We start from the raw sequence: 19,470 nt of genomic DNA on the forward strand, positions 1-19,470 counted from the left end.
CTGTTCAGTCATGAACGGCTTCTCCGGTTTTCTTACTTTTGAACATGTCCAGTGCCAGCATCACCGCACCGACGGTGATGGCGCTGTCGGCAAAGTTGAACGCCGGGAAGTACCAGCGGTTCTGCCAGTGCACCAGAATGAAGTCGATCACATGGCCCAGGGCAATGCGGTCATACAGATTGCCCAGCGCGCCGCCCAGCACCAGCGCCAAAGCGACAGCCAGCCAGGTATCGTTGCGCCCCAGACGCTTGAGCCAGACCACCAGCACCGCACTGACCACAATCGCGATCAGGGCGAACAGCCAGCGTTGCCAGCCGGAGCTGTCGGCCAGGAAGCTGAACGCCGCACCGGTGTTGTAGGCCAGGGTCCAGCTGAAGTAATCGGGAATGATCACGATCTGCTGGAACATTTCGAGCTTGCCTTCGAAGTAGAACTTGCTGGCCTGGTCGATGACCAGAACCAGCAAACTCAACCAGAGCCAGCTCAGCCGTCCGAAACGGCCAACGGCGTTAGGCATAGTGACGAACCTCGCCGGCGCCGCTGATGTTGTCGACGCAACGGCCGCAGATTTCCGGATGCTCCGGGTTCACGCCGACGTCTTCGCGGCAATGCCAGCAACGCGCGCATTTCGGGAAGGCCGATTTGACGATCTTCAGTTTCAGGCCGCTGACTTCGGTGGCTACCGCGTCCGCAGGTGCCTGAACGAAAGGTGCCACGCTGGCAGTCGAAGTGATCAGGACAAAGCGCAGTTCGTTGCTCAGCTTGGCCAGGTCGGCGCTCAGCGCTTCTTCGGCGAACAGCGTCACTTCGGCTTGCAGGTTGCCACCGACGGCTTTGGCCGCACGCTGGATTTCCATCTCTTTGTTGACCGCTACCTTCACTTCCATGATGCGATCCCAGTACGCGCGACCCAGCTCGAAGCCTTCCGGCAGCTCGGTCAGACCTTCGTACCAGGTGTTGAGCATCACCGATTCGTTGCGCTCGCCCGGCAGGTACTGCCACAGCTCGTCGGCGGTGAACGCGAGGATCGGCGCGATCCAGCGTACCAGCGCTTCGGAGATATGGAACAGCGCGGTCTGGCACGAGCGACGAGCCTTGCTGTCGGCGCCGGTGGTGTACTGGCGATCCTTGATGATGTCGAGGTAGAAACCACCCAGCTCCTGCACGCAGAAGTTGTGGATCTTCGAGTAGACGTTCCAGAAACGGTATTCGCCGTAGTGCTCTTGCAATTCGCGTTGCAGCAGCAGCGTGCGATCCACCGCCCAGCGATCCAGTGCGAGCATGTCTTCAGCCGGCAGCAGGTCGGTGGCCGGGTTGAAACCGGTCAGGTTGGAAAGCAGGAAGCGCGCGGTGTTACGGATGCGACGATAGGCGTCCGCGCTGCGCTGCAGGATCTGCTCGGACACGGCCATTTCGCCGGAGTAGTCGGTCGACGCGACCCACAGACGCATGATGTCGGCGCCCAGGGTGTCGTTGACTTTCTGCGGCGCAATCACGTTGCCCAAGGATTTGGACATCTTGCGGCCGGACTCATCGACGGTGAAACCGTGGGTCAGCAACTCGCGGTACGGCGCGTGGTTGTCGATAGCGCAACCGGTCAACAGCGACGAGTGGAACCAGCCGCGGTGCTGGTCGGAACCTTCCAGGTACAGGTCGGCGCGCGGGCCGGTTTCGTGACCCATCGGGTGCGAACCGCGCAGCACGTGCCAGTGGGTGGTGCCCGAGTCGAACCACACGTCGAGGGTGTCGCTGATCTTGTCGTACAGCGGCGCTTCGTCGCCCAGCAGTTCGGCGGCGTCGAGCTTGAACCAGGCTTCGATGCCTTCGACTTCAACGCGCTTGGCGACTTCTTCCATCAGCTCGACGGTGCGTGGGTGCAGTTCGCCGCTTTCCTTGTTCAGGAAGAACGGGATCGGCACGCCCCAGTTGCGCTGACGGGAGATGCACCAGTCCGGACGGTTGGCGATCATCGAGTGCAGGCGCGCCTGGCCCCAGGCCGGAACGAACTTGGTGTCTTCGATGGCTTTGAGCGAGCGCACGCGCAGGGTGTCGCCGCTGACCGGCTCCTTGTCCATGCCGATGAACCACTGCGCGGTGGCGCGGTAGATCAGCGGGGTTTTGTGGCGCCAGCAATGCATGTAGCTGTGTTCGATGACGGTGGTGTGCAGCAGCGCACCGACTTCGGTGAGTTTTTCGACGATGGCCGGGTTGGCCTTCCAGATGAACTGGCCGCCAAAGAACTCCAGCGACGGCACGTACACGCCGTTGCTTTGTACCGGATTGAGGATGTCATCGTTGACCATGCCGTACTTCTTGCAGGTCACGAAGTCGTCCACACCGTAGGCCGGGGCGGAGTGAACCACACCGGTGCCGGCGCCCAGTTCGACGTAGTCGGCCAGGTACACCGGCGACAGGCGGTCGTAGAACGGGTGACGGAAGTTGATCAGTTCCAGCTCTTTACCGGTGGTGGTCGCGATGACCGAGCCTTCAACGCCGTAACGCGACAGGCAGGATTCAACCAGCTCCTCAGCCAGCACCAGCAGCTTGTCGCCGATATCAACCAGGGCGTAATTGAACTCAGGGTGAACGTTCAATGCCTGGTTGGCCGGGATGGTCCACGGGGTGGTGGTCCAGATCACGATCGAAGCGGGTTTGCTCAGCGATGGCAGACCGAACGCGGCGGCCAGTTTGGCCTCGTCAGCGATCGGGAACGCCACGTCGATGGTCGAGGACTTCTTGTTCTCGTACTCGACTTCGGCTTCGGCCAGCGCCGAACCGCAATCGAAGCACCAGTTCACAGGCTTGAGGCCCTTGAACACGAAACCGCCCTTGACGATTTCGGCGAGGGCGCGGATTTCACCGGCCTCGTTCTTGAAGTCCATGGTCTTGTACGGGTTAGCGAAGTCGCCCAGCACGCCGAGACGGATGAACTCGCTCTTCTGCCCTTCGATCTGCTCGGTGGCATAGGCACGGCACAGCTCGCGGGTCTTGTCCGCGCCCAGGTTCTTGCCGTGGGTCACTTCAACCTTGTGCTCGATCGGCAGGCCGTGGCAGTCCCAGCCCGGAACATACGGCGCGTCGAAGCCCGACAGGGTCTTCGAGCGGATGATCATGTCCTTGAGGATCTTGTTCAGTGCGTGACCGATGTGGATCGTGCCGTTGGCGTACGGAGGGCCGTCGTGCAGGACGAACTTCGGACGATCCTTGCCAATCTCGCGCAACTTTCCGTACAGGCCAATACTGTCCCAGCGCTGCAGGATCTGCGGTTCGCGCTGTGGCAGGCCGGCCTTCATTGGGAAGGCGGTGTCCGGAAGGTTTAGCGTGGCTTTATAGTCGGTCATTTAAGGCTCTTCATTAGCGATGGGCGCTAGGTGCGGCTAGTGCACGGGCGGCGGCGACATCCGCGTTGATCGCCGTTTTCAGTGCCTCCAGGGAGGCGAAACGCTGCTCTTCACGCAGCTTTTGGTGGAAAACCACCGTCAGACGCCGGTCATACAGATCGCCGGCAAAATCCAGTAGATGAACTTCAAGGTGGGCTTTGCCATCACCTTGGACCGTAGGCCGCACGCCAATATTGGCGACGCCGGACCAGGTCTTGCCGTCGATGTCCACATCCACCAGGTAAACCCCGGTGAACGGTACGCGACGGCGCTTGAGTTGAATGTTGGCAGTGGGCGTACCCAGTTGCCGGGCCAGTTTCTGGCCGTGCAGCACGCGACCGGCGATCCGGTACGGGCGGCCGAGCAGGCGTTCGGCCAAGGCAAAATCGGCGGCGGCCAACGCGTTGCGCACCTGAGTGCTGCTGACGCGAATGCCGTCCAGCTCGACGGTTTGCGCGGCTTCCACGGTAAACCCGTGGACCTGGCCGGCCTGCAGCAGAAAATCGAAATCGCCGAGGCGATCGCAGCCAAAGCGGAAATCGTCGCCGACTTCCAGATGCTGCACGCCGAGACCGTCCACCAGGATGGTATCGACGAATTCACTGGCGCTGAGCTTGCTCAGGCGCTGATTGAAAGCCAGGCACAACACCCGGTCGACGCCTTCGGCGGCCAGCAGCTGCAGCTTGTCACGCAAGCGGGCCAGACGCGCCGGAGCGGTCTCCGGGGCAAAGAATTCCCGTGGCTGCGGCTCGAAAATCACCACGCAGCTGGGTACGCCCAACTCGAGCGCACGCTCACGCAGCCGGGCCAGGATAGCCTGGTGACCACGGTGAACACCGTCAAAGTTGCCAATAGTGGCGACGCAGCCCCGATGCTGGGGGCGCAAGTTGTGGAGGCCTCGAACCAGCTGCATAACGCGCTTCTTGCTCATAAAGTGGTCGATTATAACCACACCCGACGGTCGACGACAGGCAACACCGTAACGCAAAGTGATCGAGCCGACAAAACTGCCGGCCCGTGCCCGGTTATAAAGGCTGAAACCTCAGCTCAAAGCCTTGCGATTGAAGTCGCGCAGACGGAAACCGAGCAGCAGCAACATACCGAAATACGCCACCACACCGGCAACTACCAATGCCCCCAGACGCAGGAAGCGCTCCAGCATGTGCCCCTGATCCCAGGCCGGCATGAAATGCATGCCCAGCAGCAATACCGCCGACATCACCGCTACCGCCACTACCAGCTTGAAGCCGAACATGTACCAGCCCGGTTGGGGCTGATACATCTTTTGCTTGCGCAGTTGATAGAACAACAGCCCGGCATTCAGACAGGCACCGGCACTGATCGCCAGCGCCAGCCCGGCGTGAGCCAGCGGGCCGATCAGCATCAGGTTGAACAGCTGTGTGCACACCAGTGTGAAGATTGCGATTTTTACCGGGGTGCGGATGTTCTGTTGCGCGTAAAAGCCCGGCGCCAGCACTTTGATCACGATAATTCCGAGCAGACCGACAGAATAGGCAATCAGCGCACGCTGGGTCATGGACGCATCAAACGCGCTGAATTGACCGTACTGGAACAATGAGACGGTCAGTGGCTCGGCGAGAATTCCCAGAGCCAGTGCACACGGCAACACCAGCACGAAGCACAGGCGCAGCCCCCAGTCGAGGATCCGCGAATATTCGTGGCGATCCTTGCTCGCATAAGTCTTGGCCAGCGTCGGCAGCAAAATGGTGCCCAACGCTACGCCGAGCACACCGGACGGCAATTCCATCAAACGGTCGGCGTAATACATCCACGACACCGAGCCGGCGACCAGAAACGAGGCAAAAATGGTGTTGATGATCAGCGAAATCTGGCTGACCGAGACACCGATGATCGCCGGCAGCATTTGCTTCATCACTCGCCAGACGCCGCTATCGCGCAGATTCAAGCGCGGCAGCACCAGCATGCCGATCTTTTTCAGGTGCGGCAGTTGATAGAGCAACTGCGCCAGACCACCGACCAACACCGCCCAGCCCAGCGCCATGACCGGCGGATCGAAATACGGCGTGAGGAACAGCGAGAACACAATCATGCTGACGTTGAGCAGGGTCGGCACGAACGCCGGCACCGAAAAACGGTTCCAGGTGTTGAGGATCGCCCCGGCCAGCGAGGACAGGGAGATCAGCAATATATAAGGGAATGTCACCCGCAACAGGTCGGAGGTGAGCTGGAATTTTTCCGGCGTATCGGCAAACCCCGGCGCCGTGGCCCAGATCACCCACGGTGCGGCGATCATCCCCAGCGCAGTGACCAGCGCCAGCACCAGTGTCAGCAGGCCCGAGACATAAGCAATAAAGGTACGGGTCGCCTCTTCACCCTGCTGACTTTTGTATTCCGCCAGAATCGGTACGAAGGCCTGCGAGAACGCGCCCTCGGCGAAGATTCGCCGCAGCAGGTTGGGCAATTTGAAGGCAATGAAGAAGGCGTCCGTGGCCATTCCGGCGCCGAACGTGCGAGCGATGAGCGTGTCACGGACGAACCCGAGAACCCGGGAAAGCATGGTGATAGAGCTGACGGCGGCCAACGATTTGAGCAGATTCATTGAGGGAATGTGTGCCTGTCGATAAACAGCAGGCGAACAATGCGCCTACTTGTGCGATACTCTGCGCCGCAACAGCACAGAGCCAAAGCTCGCGAGTTTACAGGTCAAGCGCCGGAAATAAATATCCCGCCTCTTTACACCTACCACTTAGCGGAACGTTTCAAGCGCCCTTGACAAGACTTCTCTTCATCGGCATGATTCGCGGCCTATTTTGTTTGCTATTTCCTAAAAAGTCTTTCGAGGAGCTCGACGGTGGCCAACTCACCTTCCGCCAAAAAACGTGCAAAACAGGCTGAGAAGCGTCGCAGCCACAACGCCAGCCTGCGTTCCATGGTTCGTACCTACATCAAGAATGTAGTTAAGGCCATCGACGCAAAAGACGCTGAAAAAGCTCAAGCTGCATACGTTCTGGCTGTGCCAGTTATCGACCGCATGGCCGATAAAGGCATCATCCACAAGAACAAGGCTGCTCGTCATAAGAGCCGTCTGAATGGCCACGTCAAAGCACTGAAAGAAGCTGCTTAATCGACGTAGTCATTAAAAAACCGACCTTAGGGTCGGTTTTTTATTGCCTGCGATTTGGTGAATCCCGCACACAAAAAAGTGGGAGCGGGCTTGCTCGCGAATGCAATCTGTCAGCCGACATCTCTAGCGACTGACACGACCTCTTCGCGAGCAAGCCCGCTCCCACATTCCGGATTTGCGTTGTTACTGCTGGACCGGCACCCACGGCACGATTGGAATTGCGGTTACCGCATTCTGTGGACTCCCTTCGATCACGCGATCGCTGTAGACCAGGTACACCAGCGTATTGCGCTTCTTGTCGAGAAAACGCACCACCTGCATGGTCTTGAACACCAGCGATGTGCGCTCCTTGAACACCTCATCACCATCCTTCAGTTCGCCCTTGAACTTGATCGGACCGACCTGACGACAGGCGATCGACGCCTCGGCGCGATCCTCGGCCAGACCCAAACCACCCTTCACCCCTCCCGTCTTGGCGCGAGACAGGTAGCAGGTCACACCGTCGACCTTCGGATCATCGAAAGCCTCGACCACGATCCGGTCATTCGGGCCGACGAACTTGAACACCGTCGACACCTGACCGATTTCCTCGGCCGAGGCCAGCAATGGCAGCGCCATCAGCAGACCCAACAATCCTTTAGCCATGCGCATGCGTATTTTCCCTTAGACCAGAATCAGATTGTCACGATGAACCAGTTCCGGCTCAGCCATGTAGCCCAGCACGCCGACAATTGCATCTGACGACTGACCAATGATTTTTTGCGCCTCAAGCGCACTGTAGTTGGCCAGGCCACGGGCAATCTCACGACCGTCCGGCGCCACGCAGACCACCATCTCGCCACGCCGGAAGCTGCCCTGGACCAATTTGACGCCGACCGGCAACAGACTCTTGTTGCCCTGCGACAACGCCGACACCGCGCCTTCGTCCAGCACCAGCGTGCCGCGCGTCTGCAGATGCCCGGCCAACCACTGCTTGCGCGCCGCCAACATGCCGCGCTCCGGCGACAGCAGCGTGCCAATGCGCTCGCCAGCCTTCAGGCGATCAAGCACTCGCTCCAGACGCCCACCAACGATGATCGTGTGCGCCCCGGAGCGCGCCGCCAGCCGCGCCGCACGCAGCTTGGTCTGCATGCCGCCACGCCCCAGCGCGCCACCAGTACCGCCCGCCACCGCATCAAGCGTCGGATCATCGGCGCGCGCTTCGTAAATCAGTTGCGCATCAGGGTTATTGCGCGGATCGGCGTCGAACATGCCGTCGCGATCGGTGAGGATCACCAGCAGATCAGCCTCGACCAGATTGGCCACCAGCGCCGCCAGCGTATCGTTGTCGCCGAAACGGATTTCGTCGGTGACCACGGTGTCGTTTTCGTTGATCACCGGGATGACTTTCAGCTCGACCAGCGCACGCAGGGTGCTGCGGGCGTTGAGGTAGCGCTTGCGGTCGGACAGGTCATCGTGAGTCAGGAGAATCTGCGCGGTGTGCCGGCCATGCTCGGCAAAGCTCGACTCCCAGGCCTGCACCAAGCCCATCTGGCCGATTGCAGCAGCGGCCTGGAGCTCGTGCATCGCACTGGGTCGTGCGGTCCAGCCCAGACGACTCATGCCGGCAGCCACCGCCCCAGAGGACACCAGCACCAACTCGACACCTGCCTCATGCAGGGCGACCATTTGCTCGACCCAGACACTCATTGCCGCACGATCCAGCCCTTTGCCATCAGCTGTCAGCAAAGCGCTGCCGATCTTCACGACCCAACGCTGCGCACCTGTCACTTTGCTCCGCATCATCTTCAACCTTAGCCTGAGGGCAGCGCGACCCAGCGCCGCCCATGTCGTTATTTGTGACTTGCGATTTCCAGATACTAAAACGCCGCTCGATTGAGCGGCGCTTAAGTTTACTGCAACGAATCAGTCGCGCACGTAAATGATTTCCGGACCGTCTTCATCATCCACATCTTCTTCGTCCCAGTCATCGTCGCCGATGTCGTGGACCGACTTCACGCCGCTGCGACGCAGAGCACGCTTGTCATCCAGCGCCTGCAACTGTGCACGGGCTTCGTCTTCGATGCGCTGATCGAGATCGGCCAGCTCTTCCTTGTACGCCGGGTCGTTAGCCAGGCGATCGGCACGATCTTCCAGATAACGCATGATGTCGCGGGTCAGGCGCTCGGTGCCTTCTTTGGCGATGGCCGAGATCACGTAGACAGGACCTTCCCACTGCAGGCGATCAACGATTTCCTTGACGCGCTCTTCGTGCTCTTCCTCGAGAATCTGGTCGCACTTGTTCAGCACCAGCCAGCGATCACGCTCGGCCAGCGACGGACTGAATTTGACCAGCTCGTTGACGATCACTTCAGCCGCGTCCGGTGCGCTGGTGTCATCCAGCGGCGCCATGTCGACGAGGTGCAGCAACAGACGCGTACGCGCCAAATGCTTGAGGAAGCGAATACCCAGGCCGGCACCGTCGGAAGCGCCCTCGATCAGACCCGGAATGTCGGCGATGACGAAGCTTTTCCAGCGGTCAACGCTGACCACACCCAGGTTCGGCACCAGCGTGGTGAACGGGTAGTCGGCGACTTTCGGCTTGGCCGCCGACACCGAACGGATAAAGGTACTTTTACCGGCATTCGGCAAGCCCAGCAGACCAACGTCAGCCAGCACTTTCATTTCCAGTTTCAGGTCACGCTGCTCACCCGGCTTACCCGGAGTGGTCTGGCGCGGCGCACGGTTGGTACTGGATTTGAAACGGGTATTGCCCAGACCGTGCCAACCGCCCTGCACCACCATCAGTTTCTGGCCGGCCTTGGTCAGGTCGCCAATTACTTCCTGAGTGGCCGAGTCGATCACGGTGGTACCGACCGGCACGCGCAGGATCAGGTCTTCACCCTTCTTGCCGGTGCAATCGGTGCTGCCGCCGTTGGAGCCACGCTCGGCATCGAAGTGCCGGGTGTAACGGTAGTCGACCAGGGTGTTGAGGTTTTCGTCGGCCATCATGTAGATGGAACCGCCGTCACCGCCATCACCGCCGTTCGGGCCGCCGTTTTCAATGAATTTTTCCCGACGGAAACTCATGCAGCCATTGCCGCCGTCGCCAGCTTTTACGCGGATCGATACTTCGTCTACAAACTTCATAACTCAACGCCTCTCGCCATACGGACGAGCCGAAAAACAATCAAGACATAAGACTCTTGCAAAAATGAGCGCAGCGACCCCAAAACACGACCTGCATCGCACGCCGACAGCCCATACAAACAGTTTTGCAAGAGACTCACCCCACAAACGAAAAAGCCCCGTCGCAAGACAGGGCTCTTCCAGCGATCTCGCGATTAAGCCGCGACAACGCTCACGTAACGACGACCGAAGGCGCCTTTTACTTCAAACTTGATCACGCCTTCGATTTTCGCGAAGAGGGTGTGATCCTTACCCATGCCAACGCCGTAGCCAGCGTGGAATTGGGTGCCGCGCTGACGCACGATGATGTTGCCGGCCTTGATGACCTGGCCGCCATACATCTTCACGCCAAGGCGTTTGGCTTCTGAGTCGCGACCGTTACGGGTACTACCACCAGCTTTTTTGTGTGCCATGAGTTCAATTCTCCTAGTGAGGAATTAGGCTGTAATTAAGCCTGAATACCGGTGATTTTGATCTCGGTGAACCACTGGCGGTGGCCCATACGCTTCATGTGGTGCTTACGGCGACGGAACTTGATGATGCGGACTTTATCGTGACGACCTTGGGAGATCACTTCAGCCTTGACGGTTGCGCCAGCAACAACAGGTGCGCCGATGTTCACGTCGTCGCCATTGGCGACCAGCAGAACGCGGTCAAAAGTCACGGATTCGCCAGTAGCGACTTCCAGTTTTTCGATCTTCAGGTATTCACCTTCAGCGACCTTGTATTGCTTACCGCCGGTAACGATTACTGCGTACATGGTATTTCTCCGATAATCCTGCTCACCCAGCTCTTTATAAGAAGAGGTATTGGCTGGCATGGCTGCATGGGGCTGGAACGGCCCAAGTGCAATTGCGTAAGGCAGGTGCTGCCCAGGAAGTTCAGGGTGCGCGATTGTACGCAAGCCGCGAGAGTCACGCAAGTGGCCGTCCATCGCGCCTTGACAGGCCCCGGTGTGGGTCCTAGCATGCCGCGCAACCCTTCTGGAGCAACTGTCGCTGATGCAACCCCAAGCTTTCTACCGCGCGGTGGCGGACGATTTTAACGCCGTCGACGGCATCATCAAGAAGCAGCTGACTTCCCGAGTGCCGCTGGTATCGAAAATCGGCGATTACATCACCTCGGCCGGCGGCAAACGCCTGCGTCCTTTATTGGTGCTGCTGTGCGGCAAGGCCCTGGGTCGCGAAGGCGACGACATGCGCCTGCTGGCCGCCACCATCGAATTCCTGCACACCGCGACCCTGCTGCATGACGACGTGGTCGACATGTCCGGCATGCGCCGTGGCCGCTCGACCGCCAACGCCATGTGGGGCAACGCCCCGAGCGTGCTGGTAGGCGACTTCCTGTACTCGCGCTCGTTCGAAATGATGGTCGAGCTGGGCTCGATGCCGGTGATGAAGATCCTGTCCCAGGCCACGCGCATCATCGCCGAAGGCGAAGTGTTGCAACTGTCCAAGGTACGCGACGCCAGCACCACCGAAGAAACCTACATGGAAGTCATCCGCGGCAAGACCGCGATGCTTTTCGAAGCCTCGACCCACAGCGCCGCCGCACTGGCCGGTGCCACCGCCGAGCAGAGCGAAGCCCTGCGCACCTTCGGTGATCACCTCGGCGTGGCGTTCCAGCTGGTCGACGACCTGCTGGACTACAAGGGCGATGCCGAGACTCTGGGCAAGAACGTCGGTGACGATCTGGCCGAAGGCAAGCCGACCCTGCCGCTGATCTACACCATGCGCGAAGGTACGCCGGAGCAAGCTGCTCTGGTACGTCAGGCGATCCAGAAAGGCGGAATCGAAGACCTCGAAAGCATCCGCATCGCCGTGGAAGCCTCGGGTTCGCTGGAGTACACCGCGCAACTGGCCCGCGACTACGTGGCCCGTGCGATCAAGTGCCTCGACGCGCTGCCGGCCAGCGAATACCGCGATGCACTGGTGGAATTGAGCGAATTTGCGGTCGCCCGCACGCACTGATCTGTCTTCTGTGGGAGCGGGCTTGCTCGCGAAAGCAACCTGTCATTCAACATTAATGTTCAATGACACACCGCATTCGCGAGCAAGCCCGCTCCCACAGTTGTTTCTGCGCTATGCCCTCCTGCGCGTAAAACCCTATACAATGTGCGACTTTTAGCGATCCCCTATCAAGGAGCCTTAGTGAGCACGTTGCCACCCTGCCCGAAATGCAATTCCGAATACACCTACGAAGACGGTGCCCAACTGATCTGCCCTGAGTGCGCCCACGAGTGGTCGGCCAGCGGCGAAGCTGAAGTGGCATCCGATGATGCCGTGAAGAAAGATTCGGTCGGCAACGTGCTTCAGGACGGCGACACCATTACCGTGATCAAGGACCTGAAGGTCAAGGGCACCTCGCTGGTGGTCAAGGTCGGCACCAAGGTCAAGAACATCCGCCTGTGCGACGGCGACCACGACATCGACTGCAAGATCGATGGCATCGGCCCGATGAAGCTCAAGTCCGAGTTCGTCAGAAAGGTCTGATCCTTCTGTCAGCCATCCCGCGCCCGCCGCGGGATGGTGCGTCACCCTCCCTGCCAGCCCCCGCATTCTCGCGTAATAGCCAGACGCCAGCCGTTTTGACCTTACGCAATCTTTACCCGGAAAAAATCGCATTCCGCCAATAGGCACTTGCTATTTGACGAATAAGAATTATTCTCATTGAAACCTTTCAAGGAGATGAGACCCATGACTTATTTGATCGACGCCTGGCTGGATCGCCCACACCCGTACCTCAGGATCCTGCATCGGGAAACTGGCGAAGTCTGTGCGGTACTGGAAGAAGAAGCCCTGCATGAGCTGCAGGATCAGGGTGACCTGGACGTCAGCAGCCTGAATTCCAGCGAACCGCTGGTGCTCAAGGAGCTGGTGCGCAATCTGTTCCTGTTTTGCTATGCCCGGGCGTTGCGCCCGACCAATGAGCTGCATCACAAGATCGAAATATGAGTAGCGCGGAAAAAACTGTGGGAGCCAGCCTGCTGGCGAAAGCGGTGTGTCAGGCAACGGATGATTGCCTGAAAGGACGCCTTCGCGAGCAAGCCCGCTCCCACATTATTGACCTGTCACCGGGTCAGGCCAGGCATTACAGAACGTCCAGCAGCTCGACGTCGAATACCAGAACGCTGTGCGGCGGGATGCTGCCAACGCCTTGAGCGCCGTAAGCCAGTTCGCTCGGCACGTACAGGCGCCATTTGCTGCCGGCGTTCATCAGTTGCAGGGCTTCGGTCCAGCCGGCGATCACGCCGCCAACCGGGAATTCTGCTGGCTGGCCACGATCGTAGGAGCTGTCGAACACAGTGCCGTCGATCAGCATGCCGTGGTAGTGAGTACGCACGGTGTCTTCACGGGATGGCTTGGCGCCTTCGCCCTGGGTCAGCACTTCGAATTGCAGACCGGAAGCCAGAGTAGTGATGCCTTCTTTCTTGGCGTTTTCAGCCAGGAAAGCACGGCCTTCACCGGCAGCCGCTTCAGCTTTGGCGGCGGCTTCGGCTTGCATGATCTCGCGGATAACCTTGAAGCTGGCGGACATGGCTTCCTGATCGACACGGCTTGGCTTGCCGGCGAATGCGTCGGTCAGACCGGCCAGGATGGCGTCCAGGCTGACACCCGGTGGCGGGTTGTCGCGCAGCTGGTCACCCAGCTGACGGCCAATACCGTAGCTGACGCGGGTTTCGTCGGTGGACAGATTTACTTCGGACATGACACTGCTCCGCTGTGCGGACGGCCATCAGACTTGCCGTGCGTGCACAGCGCGTCCCGGCGCGCCCGGAACCAAAAGGGCGAGCAGACTAGCACAGATGCCCGGCGATGGGGCGCAAGGCCTATAGGGCCGAACGCCAGGCCAGTGGCACTTTCAGGCTTTCATCGACGCTGCCGCCCAGGCCGCACATTTCGTCGTGCACCGAGGTGTGCACAAGGTTGAACGGCAGCACCGGAAAGTTATGCAAAAGATCCCGTGCATGCTCCACCGAACGCAGCTGCAGCATCTCGCCCTTGAGATCACTCAGCGGATACGCCGCCCCGTGCATCCGCGCTTCGAGCAGATAAATCCCGCCCTCCATGGAGATCAGGTTCAGCTCATCGACCTTTCTGGCGATGGCAAACGCATTCAACTCTTGCAGGTTCATGAACGCACCTCGTGCGATGGCGAGCCAGGACCCTTACAGGGATATGCCCGCGCGCACCAAAGCACAAGCCACAAACGACACCGCCCGTCTGTTTCGCAACAGACGGGCGGTGTTTTTGCAGCGATCAGCCAATGATCAGTGCTTGGTGAGCTTGTCCAGATAACCCATCGCGAACGCCGAAATCACGAAGGTCATGTGGATGATCACGTACCACATCAGGTGCTCGGGATCGACGTTCTTGGCATCCATGAAGATCCGCAGCAGGTGGATCGAGGAAATCGCCACGATCGACGCCGCCACTTTCATCTTCAGCGACGAGGAGTCCATGGTGCCCAGCCAGCTGAGCTTCTCTTTGCCTTCGTCGATGTTCAGCTCGGACACAAAGTTCTCGTAGCCGGAAATCATCACCATCACCAACAAGCCGCCCACCAGCGCCATGTCAATCAGCGACAGCAGCACCAGAATCAGATCCGATTCGGCCATGGAAAACACGTTGGGAATGACATGAAACACTTCCTGGAAGAATTTCAATGCCAGCGCCAGCAGCCCGAGGGACAGCCCGATATAGATCGGCGCCAGCAGCCAGCGCGTGGCGTACATTGCATTTTCGATAAAGCGTTCCATTGACTCTCACACAATAAGGATTGAAATCGGCGGCGAGTATACCAGCCGCCCGTGACCGCCAGAAACCGCCCGGCTCGCACCTCCCATCACCGCAACCTGCGTGTGTGTGTGAGTTTTTTTCTGCTACTGTCCAAACCATTGACCGCCTAGCGAAAGTGGACAGGACGACTGGAAATGCATGTGCGATTACCGTTGACGACTGCCGGAGTTTGCCTCGTTCTGCTGCTGGGTGGCTGCTCACCCGGCGATGAGAAAAAGCCCTCGGTCAGCCTCGACGCGAAGACGGCAACCTTCGAACACTCACTGGACGCCATTACCGACCCGAAACTCAAAGATGCCGTGACCGAACTCGGTGGTTCGCTGCTGCTGCTCGAACGCGCGCAGCTCAAGCTCGACAGCACCCCGCTGAAAACCGTCTACGGCGAAGACACCCTCGGCATCCTCAAGCACTACCCTTCGCCGCAGGCGCTGGTCGATACCTTTATCAACGGCCTGTTCGTGCTGCACAAGGACGCCAGCTCCGATTACCTTACCGACCTGCAACCGGTATTCCCGTTCAACCTGAACATTCCCGGCGGCTTTCTATTCCCGCACGGCGTGGAATGGCAGTCGGTGACCCTGAGCAACAAGCGCGTGATCGCCTATCAGCCGGAGTGGTCGGAAACCGATCCCGGCATTCAGTTGAGCCCGTCCAGCTCCAACGTCAACAACCCCGATGACCTGACCGTGACCTACCCGTTCATCGAAGGGCTGGACGTGGACAAGAAGAGCCAGCCACAACCGGTGAGCCTGCAAGGCAAAGTCGAAGTCATCGCGCCGCGCCGCTTGTTCAGCTTCAACCTGAGCCAGAAGGATGTCGGCCAGACCCGCACCGATGACAACCTCAGCGTCACCCTGCTGAAGCTTGAAAAGAACTACGCCGAAGTCGAATTCAGCAACAGCCTGCCACTGGCCCCTGAGGTCGAGGGTGCGCAGCTCAATCCAGTCATCGTTCAGGCCCGTGACACCAGCGGGCAATACCTGGTGCGCGCCGGCTCAATCAATGAGAGCCCGGCACAAGTCGCCTTCTACGAGAAACAACTGGCGTATCTGCAACAGCAGAAAACCTGGAGCGAGGCGTTGGAAAAACAGCTCGAGGACGAACAGCAGACCTTCGAGCAGCAGCATCCGCGCCGCTACAACAAGGTCTACTTCAACGGCCCTATCGACACTCTGGAAGTCAGCGTGCTGGATTTCTCCTCGGCGACCGTGACCCGCAAGGCGCTGGATCTGCCGGTGCGCACCTTCAGTCAGCACACTACGGAAAAAGCCATTCAGCCGCTGGACCCGGCGGTGGTGGTGTATGACGATCTGGCGCCGAACTGGCTCAAGGGCGCTAGCCTGACCGAGGAAACATTGAAGGCCGGCATCCGCATCCATCAGTCCGTGGAGGATCCGAGCGCTGCACGCATCGAGTTCTCTCACCGGCGAACCTTCAACGATGAATTGCTCGGTGATGATTTCAGCCCCGGCGAGAGTCCCGTGACGTTCTTCACCGAGAAACGCAGCGGCAAACTCGATGAGCCGATCGAACTACCGCCCGAGGCCTATCAGGTCGATCCGCTGCAAGCGACCATCACTTACGATTTGAACCTGTTCCCGGAAACCCCGGCGATTGCCGTGGGGTCGATGCCGCTGTTTCTCGCCAGCGTGGAGAAAAAAGCCTACGACGCCAAATCCCTGCCCAAAGGCCTGGAGATCAAGAACAACACGTTGGTGGTGGACCTGAAACTGTTTCCGGCCAACGCCTGGCGATTCTTCGTCAAGGACGACAGCGGCAACTACCTGAAACAGATTCTCTCGGTCAGTCACGACGCGAGTGCGGATGGCCCGGCGCTGTTCGGCGTGCATTACTTCTATGGTCGTCCAACGCACGTGGAGACCTATCAGCGGACCGAGCTCAATACCGTGCAATACGGCTTTGAGGTCAAACTCGACAAGGCGCAGCAGTCCGACACCGCGCCATGATTGCGCCTAGTGGTCGAACACGCCGACCGTACGCCCACGCCCGCCATTGATCTGGCGCAACTGTGCCTGCAGGTGCAGGCTCCAGATCTGCGGATCGTCGGCCAGCTCGTAGCCGTGCATCGTCAGGCTTTCCACAATAGTGTCGAGAATCGACTCGGCGGCGACCGGCCCGTGAAACGGGCCCTGGGCCTTGATGGCGGAGGGTTGTTCGCCGGCCATGCCGGCAGCGAAGAGCAAGGTCCACATGCCGTTATCGCCGGCCAGCGGTTTGATGGCGCATTCGATGCGGGTCACAAGACCCAGGCATTGACGGGTGAGGCAGAGGTTGCGCGACATGGCGGCGACCCTCGGTAAAGCCTGTATTCAGCCTTCACGCGAAGGCTGTTTCGATCCAGTGATACTGTCGATGTCCTTGAGCAGAGAATAGAAGAAAAGTCCGCCGCGCAAGCCGGATAGAACCAGAAGGCGCCGAATGGTCATTGTGTGAATTCTGACGCCAGAGTAGTGGCACTTTTCCCGAAGATCAGCGCAAAAATCAATCTGGAAAAACAACTGTGGGAGGGGGCTTGCTCCCTCCCACAGTTTTTACCGCGTTTGCGGTCAGGCTGGTTTGGCTTCGGCTAGTGCCTCCTGCGCCAGTTCCTTTTCCGCCTCTTTGAGGTCGTCTTCACTGATCATCTCGGCAATCACCCGCAGACGCTCGACCACGCGCGCGTTGACGCTGCCTTCAGGGAATTGACCGTCAGCATCCGGCTCACCGGCCGGCTCGCCGACCAACAGGCTCAGCGCTTCGTCAGCCTGACGCACCGCGTACACGTGGAACTGCCCGGCGCGCACCGCCGCCAGCACCTTCTCGTCGAGCATCAGCGTGGCGACGTTGGCCTGCGGAATGATCGCGCCCTGCTCGCCGGTCAGCCCGCGGGCTTCGCAGAGGCGGAAGAAACCCTCGATTTTCTCGTTGACCCCGCCGACTGCCTGCACTTCGCCGAACTGGTTGATCGAGCCGGTGATCGCAAAGCACTGCTTGAGCGGCGTCTTCGACAGCGCCGAAATCAGCGTGCAGGCCTCGCCCAGCGACGCACTGTCGCCATCGACGTAACCGTAGGATTGCTCCAGCGCAATGCTCGCGGAAATCGCCAGCGGGAACTCCTGGGCGTAACGGCTGCCCAGATACCCGGTGAGGATCATCACGCCCTTGGAGTGGATCGGCTGACCCAGGTTGACCTCGCGTTCGATGTCGACGATGCCGCTGCCGCCCGGGTACACCGTGGCGGAAATCCGCGCCGGCACACCGAACGCCGAATCACCCACTTCGAGCACAGTCAGCCCGTTGCACTTGCCGACCGCCGCGCCGTCGGTGTCGATCAGGATGATCCCGGCGAGCATGTCGTCGAGAATCCGCGCCGAAACCCGACCGGTACGAGTGGCCTTGGCTTTCAATGCGCGCTCGATATGCCCGGCATCGGTCATTTCATCACCGGCCAGATGACGAATGAAGTCCGCCTCGCTGACCAGTTGGAACAGATCGCCGATCCGCGCCGACAAACGTCCCTGATGCTCGGCCAGCCGCGCGCTGTAGGTCGCCAGACGCGCCACCGCATCGGCGGTCAGCGGTGCCATGCCTTCCTCCGAAGTACGGGTTTTCAGCAACTGGGCAAATTGCTCCAGACTTTCGTCGACCATCGGGATGTCTTCGTCGAAGTCGACCAGCACGCGGAACATCTCCTGGAAGTCCGGATCCAGGTCCTGCAGCGTGTAATACAACTGCCGCGCGCCGATGATGATGACTTTGACCTGCAACGGAATGTGTTGCGGGTTGAGGGTCACCGTGGCGAAACGGCCCATCTCGCCCAGCGGCGATTCCATTTTCAGCTTGCGCGATTGCAGGGCGCGTTTCAGCGCGTCCCACACGAACGGCTCGCTGAGCATTTTTTCCGCTTCAAGGATCAAAAAACCGCCATTGGCCCGATGCAAAGCACCTGGGCGCAACTGCCGGTAAGTGGTGTAAAGCGCGCCCTGATCGGTGGTGTACTCGATGCGGCCGAACAGGTTTTCGTAAGTCGGGTGCGGCTCGAACACCACCGGCGCCCCGCCGCTGGCCGGATGACCGACCACCAGGCTCGGCGCGTATTGCTCTTCCAGCAGCTTACGCGCCACGGCGTCGGTCTTGCTGTCGTCGACCAGTTGCTCGACCACGGTTTTCAGCAAGTACACCTGCATCGCTTGCAGGTAACCGCAGACCGCAGCGTTCTCCGCGTACTTCTCGGACAACGGCGAGAGCAACGGCTGCAAGGCCAGGGTGATGGTTTCCTCGTTGAGCTGACGCAGTTGATTGTTCGACTCACGCTTCCACTGCGGCAGGCTGGCGAGTTCTTCGTTCAGACGCTCTTCGAGGCCGGAGATGTCTTCGTGAAACCGTTCGCGCTCGGCTTCCGGCAATTGGGCGAATTCCGCTTCATCCAGCGCCTTGCCTTCAAGCATCGGCGTGAAGGCGATATTGCTGCTGTCGCGGTACAGGGCGACGTCCTTCTCCAGCGCCAGCCGCTCGATGATATCGAGGGCCTTGTCGTAGCGCTGGTTGAAGGCGCGGTCGATGGCGCTTTTCTTCTGCTGGTAGGACGGGTGTTCGAACACTGCCGGAAAGGTTGCCAGCAGGTTATCGATCAGGCCGTTGATGTCACCGATGAACGAAGCCGCAGTGCCAGAAGGCAATTCCAGCGCGCGGGGCTCGCGCGGCTCATCGAAATTATTGACGTAGACCCAGTCCGCCGGGGTCTGCAGGCGCTTGCCTTCGGCCTTCAGGTAGCGTTTGACGAACGAGAAGCGGCCAGTGCCGGGCTCGCCCATGACAAAGACGTTATAGCCGGGGCGTGGCATCGCCACACCGAACTGCAAGGCTTCGACCGCACGTTCCTGGCCGAGCACACCGCGAAAGGGCTCCAGATCATTGGTGGTAGTGAAGCTGAACTGTTCAGCGGAAAACGGACGAGTCAGCGCTTCGGGCGCTATACGCAGGCTGGCAGCAACAGGATCAGGCATCGGGCTTCCTT

At 59.8% G+C, this 19,470-nt stretch carries 19 protein-coding genes; 5 read left to right on the forward strand and 14 right to left on the reverse strand.

The window, feature by feature from the left end; all coding sequences use genetic code 11:
• Window positions 1-4: 4 nt before the first annotated feature.
• From lspA to murJ, 4 genes are all read right to left on the reverse strand, one after another.
• Entirely contained in the window at window positions 5-517 is a 513-nt protein-coding gene (gene lspA / locus H043_RS0116770; RefSeq protein ID WP_007963824.1) for a signal peptidase II, read from the reverse strand.
• Entirely contained in the window at window positions 510-3,341 is a 2,832-nt protein-coding gene (gene ileS, locus H043_RS0116775) for an isoleucine--tRNA ligase (RefSeq protein WP_027612823.1), read from the reverse strand. The genes lspA and ileS overlap by 8 nt, the downstream gene beginning before the upstream one ends.
• A gap of 13 nt (window positions 3,342-3,354) precedes the next feature.
• Complete coding sequence (ribF, locus tag H043_RS0116780; RefSeq protein WP_027612824.1) at window positions 3,355-4,293, reverse strand: bifunctional riboflavin kinase/FAD synthetase; 939 nt, start codon at window positions 4,291-4,293, stop codon at window positions 3,355-3,357.
• A gap of 129 nt (window positions 4,294-4,422) precedes the next feature.
• A complete protein-coding gene (murJ, locus tag H043_RS0116785; RefSeq protein WP_027612825.1) occupies window positions 4,423-5,961 on the reverse strand; it encodes a murein biosynthesis integral membrane protein MurJ in 1,539 nt (512 codons plus the stop codon).
• 252 nt (window positions 5,962-6,213) lie between these two features.
• On the opposite strand from murJ, the gene rpsT reads away from it, so the two are divergent.
• A complete protein-coding gene (rpsT, locus tag H043_RS0116790; protein ID WP_003228351.1) occupies window positions 6,214-6,486 on the forward strand; it encodes a 30S ribosomal protein S20 in 273 nt (90 codons plus the stop codon).
• A 183-nt stretch (window positions 6,487-6,669) separates the two neighbouring features.
• Here the strand turns inward: rpsT and H043_RS0116795 are convergent, their stop codons facing one another.
• The 5 genes from H043_RS0116795 to rplU all read right to left on the reverse strand — a co-directional run bounded on the left by H043_RS0116795 (window position 6,670) and on the right by rplU (window position 10,414).
• Window positions 6,670-7,137 (reverse strand): CreA family protein, encoded by a 468-nt coding sequence (locus H043_RS0116795; protein ID WP_003228353.1) that lies wholly within the window; start codon window positions 7,135-7,137, stop codon window positions 6,670-6,672.
• Between the two features lie 12 nt (window positions 7,138-7,149).
• Window positions 7,150-8,268: a glutamate 5-kinase gene (proB, locus tag H043_RS0116800; RefSeq protein WP_027612826.1), complete on the reverse strand. Its 1,119-nt coding sequence runs from the start codon at window positions 8,266-8,268 to the stop codon at window positions 7,150-7,152.
• A 123-nt stretch (window positions 8,269-8,391) separates the two neighbouring features.
• On the reverse strand, window positions 8,392-9,615 hold the full coding sequence (cgtA, locus tag H043_RS0116805) for an Obg family GTPase CgtA (protein WP_003228358.1): 1,224 nt from the start codon (window positions 9,613-9,615) through the stop codon (window positions 8,392-8,394).
• Window positions 9,616-9,809: 194 nt separating this feature from the next.
• On the reverse strand, window positions 9,810-10,067 hold the full coding sequence (gene rpmA, locus H043_RS0116810) for a 50S ribosomal protein L27 (protein WP_003228360.1): 258 nt from the start codon (window positions 10,065-10,067) through the stop codon (window positions 9,810-9,812).
• A 35-nt stretch (window positions 10,068-10,102) separates the two neighbouring features.
• Entirely contained in the window at window positions 10,103-10,414 is a 312-nt protein-coding gene (gene rplU / locus H043_RS0116815; protein WP_003228361.1) for a 50S ribosomal protein L21, read from the reverse strand.
• Window positions 10,415-10,655: 241 nt separating this feature from the next.
• Between rplU and H043_RS0116820 the strand changes: the two genes are divergently transcribed.
• From H043_RS0116820 to H043_RS0116830, 3 genes are all read left to right on the forward strand, one after another.
• Window positions 10,656-11,624 (forward strand): polyprenyl synthetase family protein, encoded by a 969-nt coding sequence (locus tag H043_RS0116820; protein WP_003228362.1) that lies wholly within the window; start codon window positions 10,656-10,658, stop codon window positions 11,622-11,624.
• Between the two features lie 180 nt (window positions 11,625-11,804).
• Complete coding sequence (locus H043_RS0116825; protein WP_025108781.1) at window positions 11,805-12,146, forward strand: zinc ribbon domain-containing protein YjdM; 342 nt, start codon at window positions 11,805-11,807, stop codon at window positions 12,144-12,146.
• A gap of 204 nt (window positions 12,147-12,350) precedes the next feature.
• Window positions 12,351-12,608 (forward strand): hypothetical protein, encoded by a 258-nt coding sequence (locus H043_RS0116830; protein ID WP_003228365.1) that lies wholly within the window; start codon window positions 12,351-12,353, stop codon window positions 12,606-12,608.
• A 136-nt stretch (window positions 12,609-12,744) separates the two neighbouring features.
• Here the strand turns inward: H043_RS0116830 and H043_RS0116835 are convergent, their stop codons facing one another.
• The 3 genes from H043_RS0116835 to H043_RS0116845 all read right to left on the reverse strand — a co-directional run bounded on the left by H043_RS0116835 (window position 12,745) and on the right by H043_RS0116845 (window position 14,413).
• The gene (locus tag H043_RS0116835) at window positions 12,745-13,362 is read right to left on the reverse strand and encodes an FKBP-type peptidyl-prolyl cis-trans isomerase (protein WP_003228367.1); all 618 of its coding nucleotides are present in this window, start codon (window positions 13,360-13,362) and stop codon (window positions 12,745-12,747) included.
• A gap of 121 nt (window positions 13,363-13,483) precedes the next feature.
• The gene (locus tag H043_RS0116840; protein ID WP_027612827.1) at window positions 13,484-13,789 is read right to left on the reverse strand and encodes a DUF6482 family protein; all 306 of its coding nucleotides are present in this window, start codon (window positions 13,787-13,789) and stop codon (window positions 13,484-13,486) included.
• Between the two features lie 135 nt (window positions 13,790-13,924).
• Entirely contained in the window at window positions 13,925-14,413 is a 489-nt protein-coding gene (locus tag H043_RS0116845) for a TIGR00645 family protein (protein ID WP_007963798.1), read from the reverse strand.
• Between the two features lie 174 nt (window positions 14,414-14,587).
• Between H043_RS0116845 and H043_RS0116850 the strand changes: the two genes are divergently transcribed.
• A complete protein-coding gene (locus tag H043_RS0116850) occupies window positions 14,588-16,420 on the forward strand; it encodes a hypothetical protein (RefSeq protein ID WP_027612828.1) in 1,833 nt (610 codons plus the stop codon).
• A 6-nt stretch (window positions 16,421-16,426) separates the two neighbouring features.
• Here H043_RS0116850 and H043_RS0116855 read toward each other — a convergent pair whose 3' ends face one another.
• Together H043_RS0116855 and H043_RS0116860 are read right to left on the reverse strand one after the other, a co-directional pair.
• Window positions 16,427-16,756 (reverse strand): hypothetical protein, encoded by a 330-nt coding sequence (locus tag H043_RS0116855; RefSeq protein ID WP_007963794.1) that lies wholly within the window; start codon window positions 16,754-16,756, stop codon window positions 16,427-16,429.
• Window positions 16,757-17,020: 264 nt separating this feature from the next.
• Window positions 17,021-19,459, reverse strand: a complete 2,439-nt coding sequence (locus H043_RS0116860) for a Lon protease family protein (protein ID WP_027612829.1) — start codon at window positions 19,457-19,459, stop codon at window positions 17,021-17,023.
• Window positions 19,460-19,470 lie beyond the last annotated feature (11 nt).

The sequence above is a fragment of the Pseudomonas sp. URIL14HWK12:I6 genome (assembly GCF_000514195.1).
GTDB lineage: Bacteria > Pseudomonadota > Gammaproteobacteria > Pseudomonadales > Pseudomonadaceae > Aquipseudomonas > Aquipseudomonas putida_A.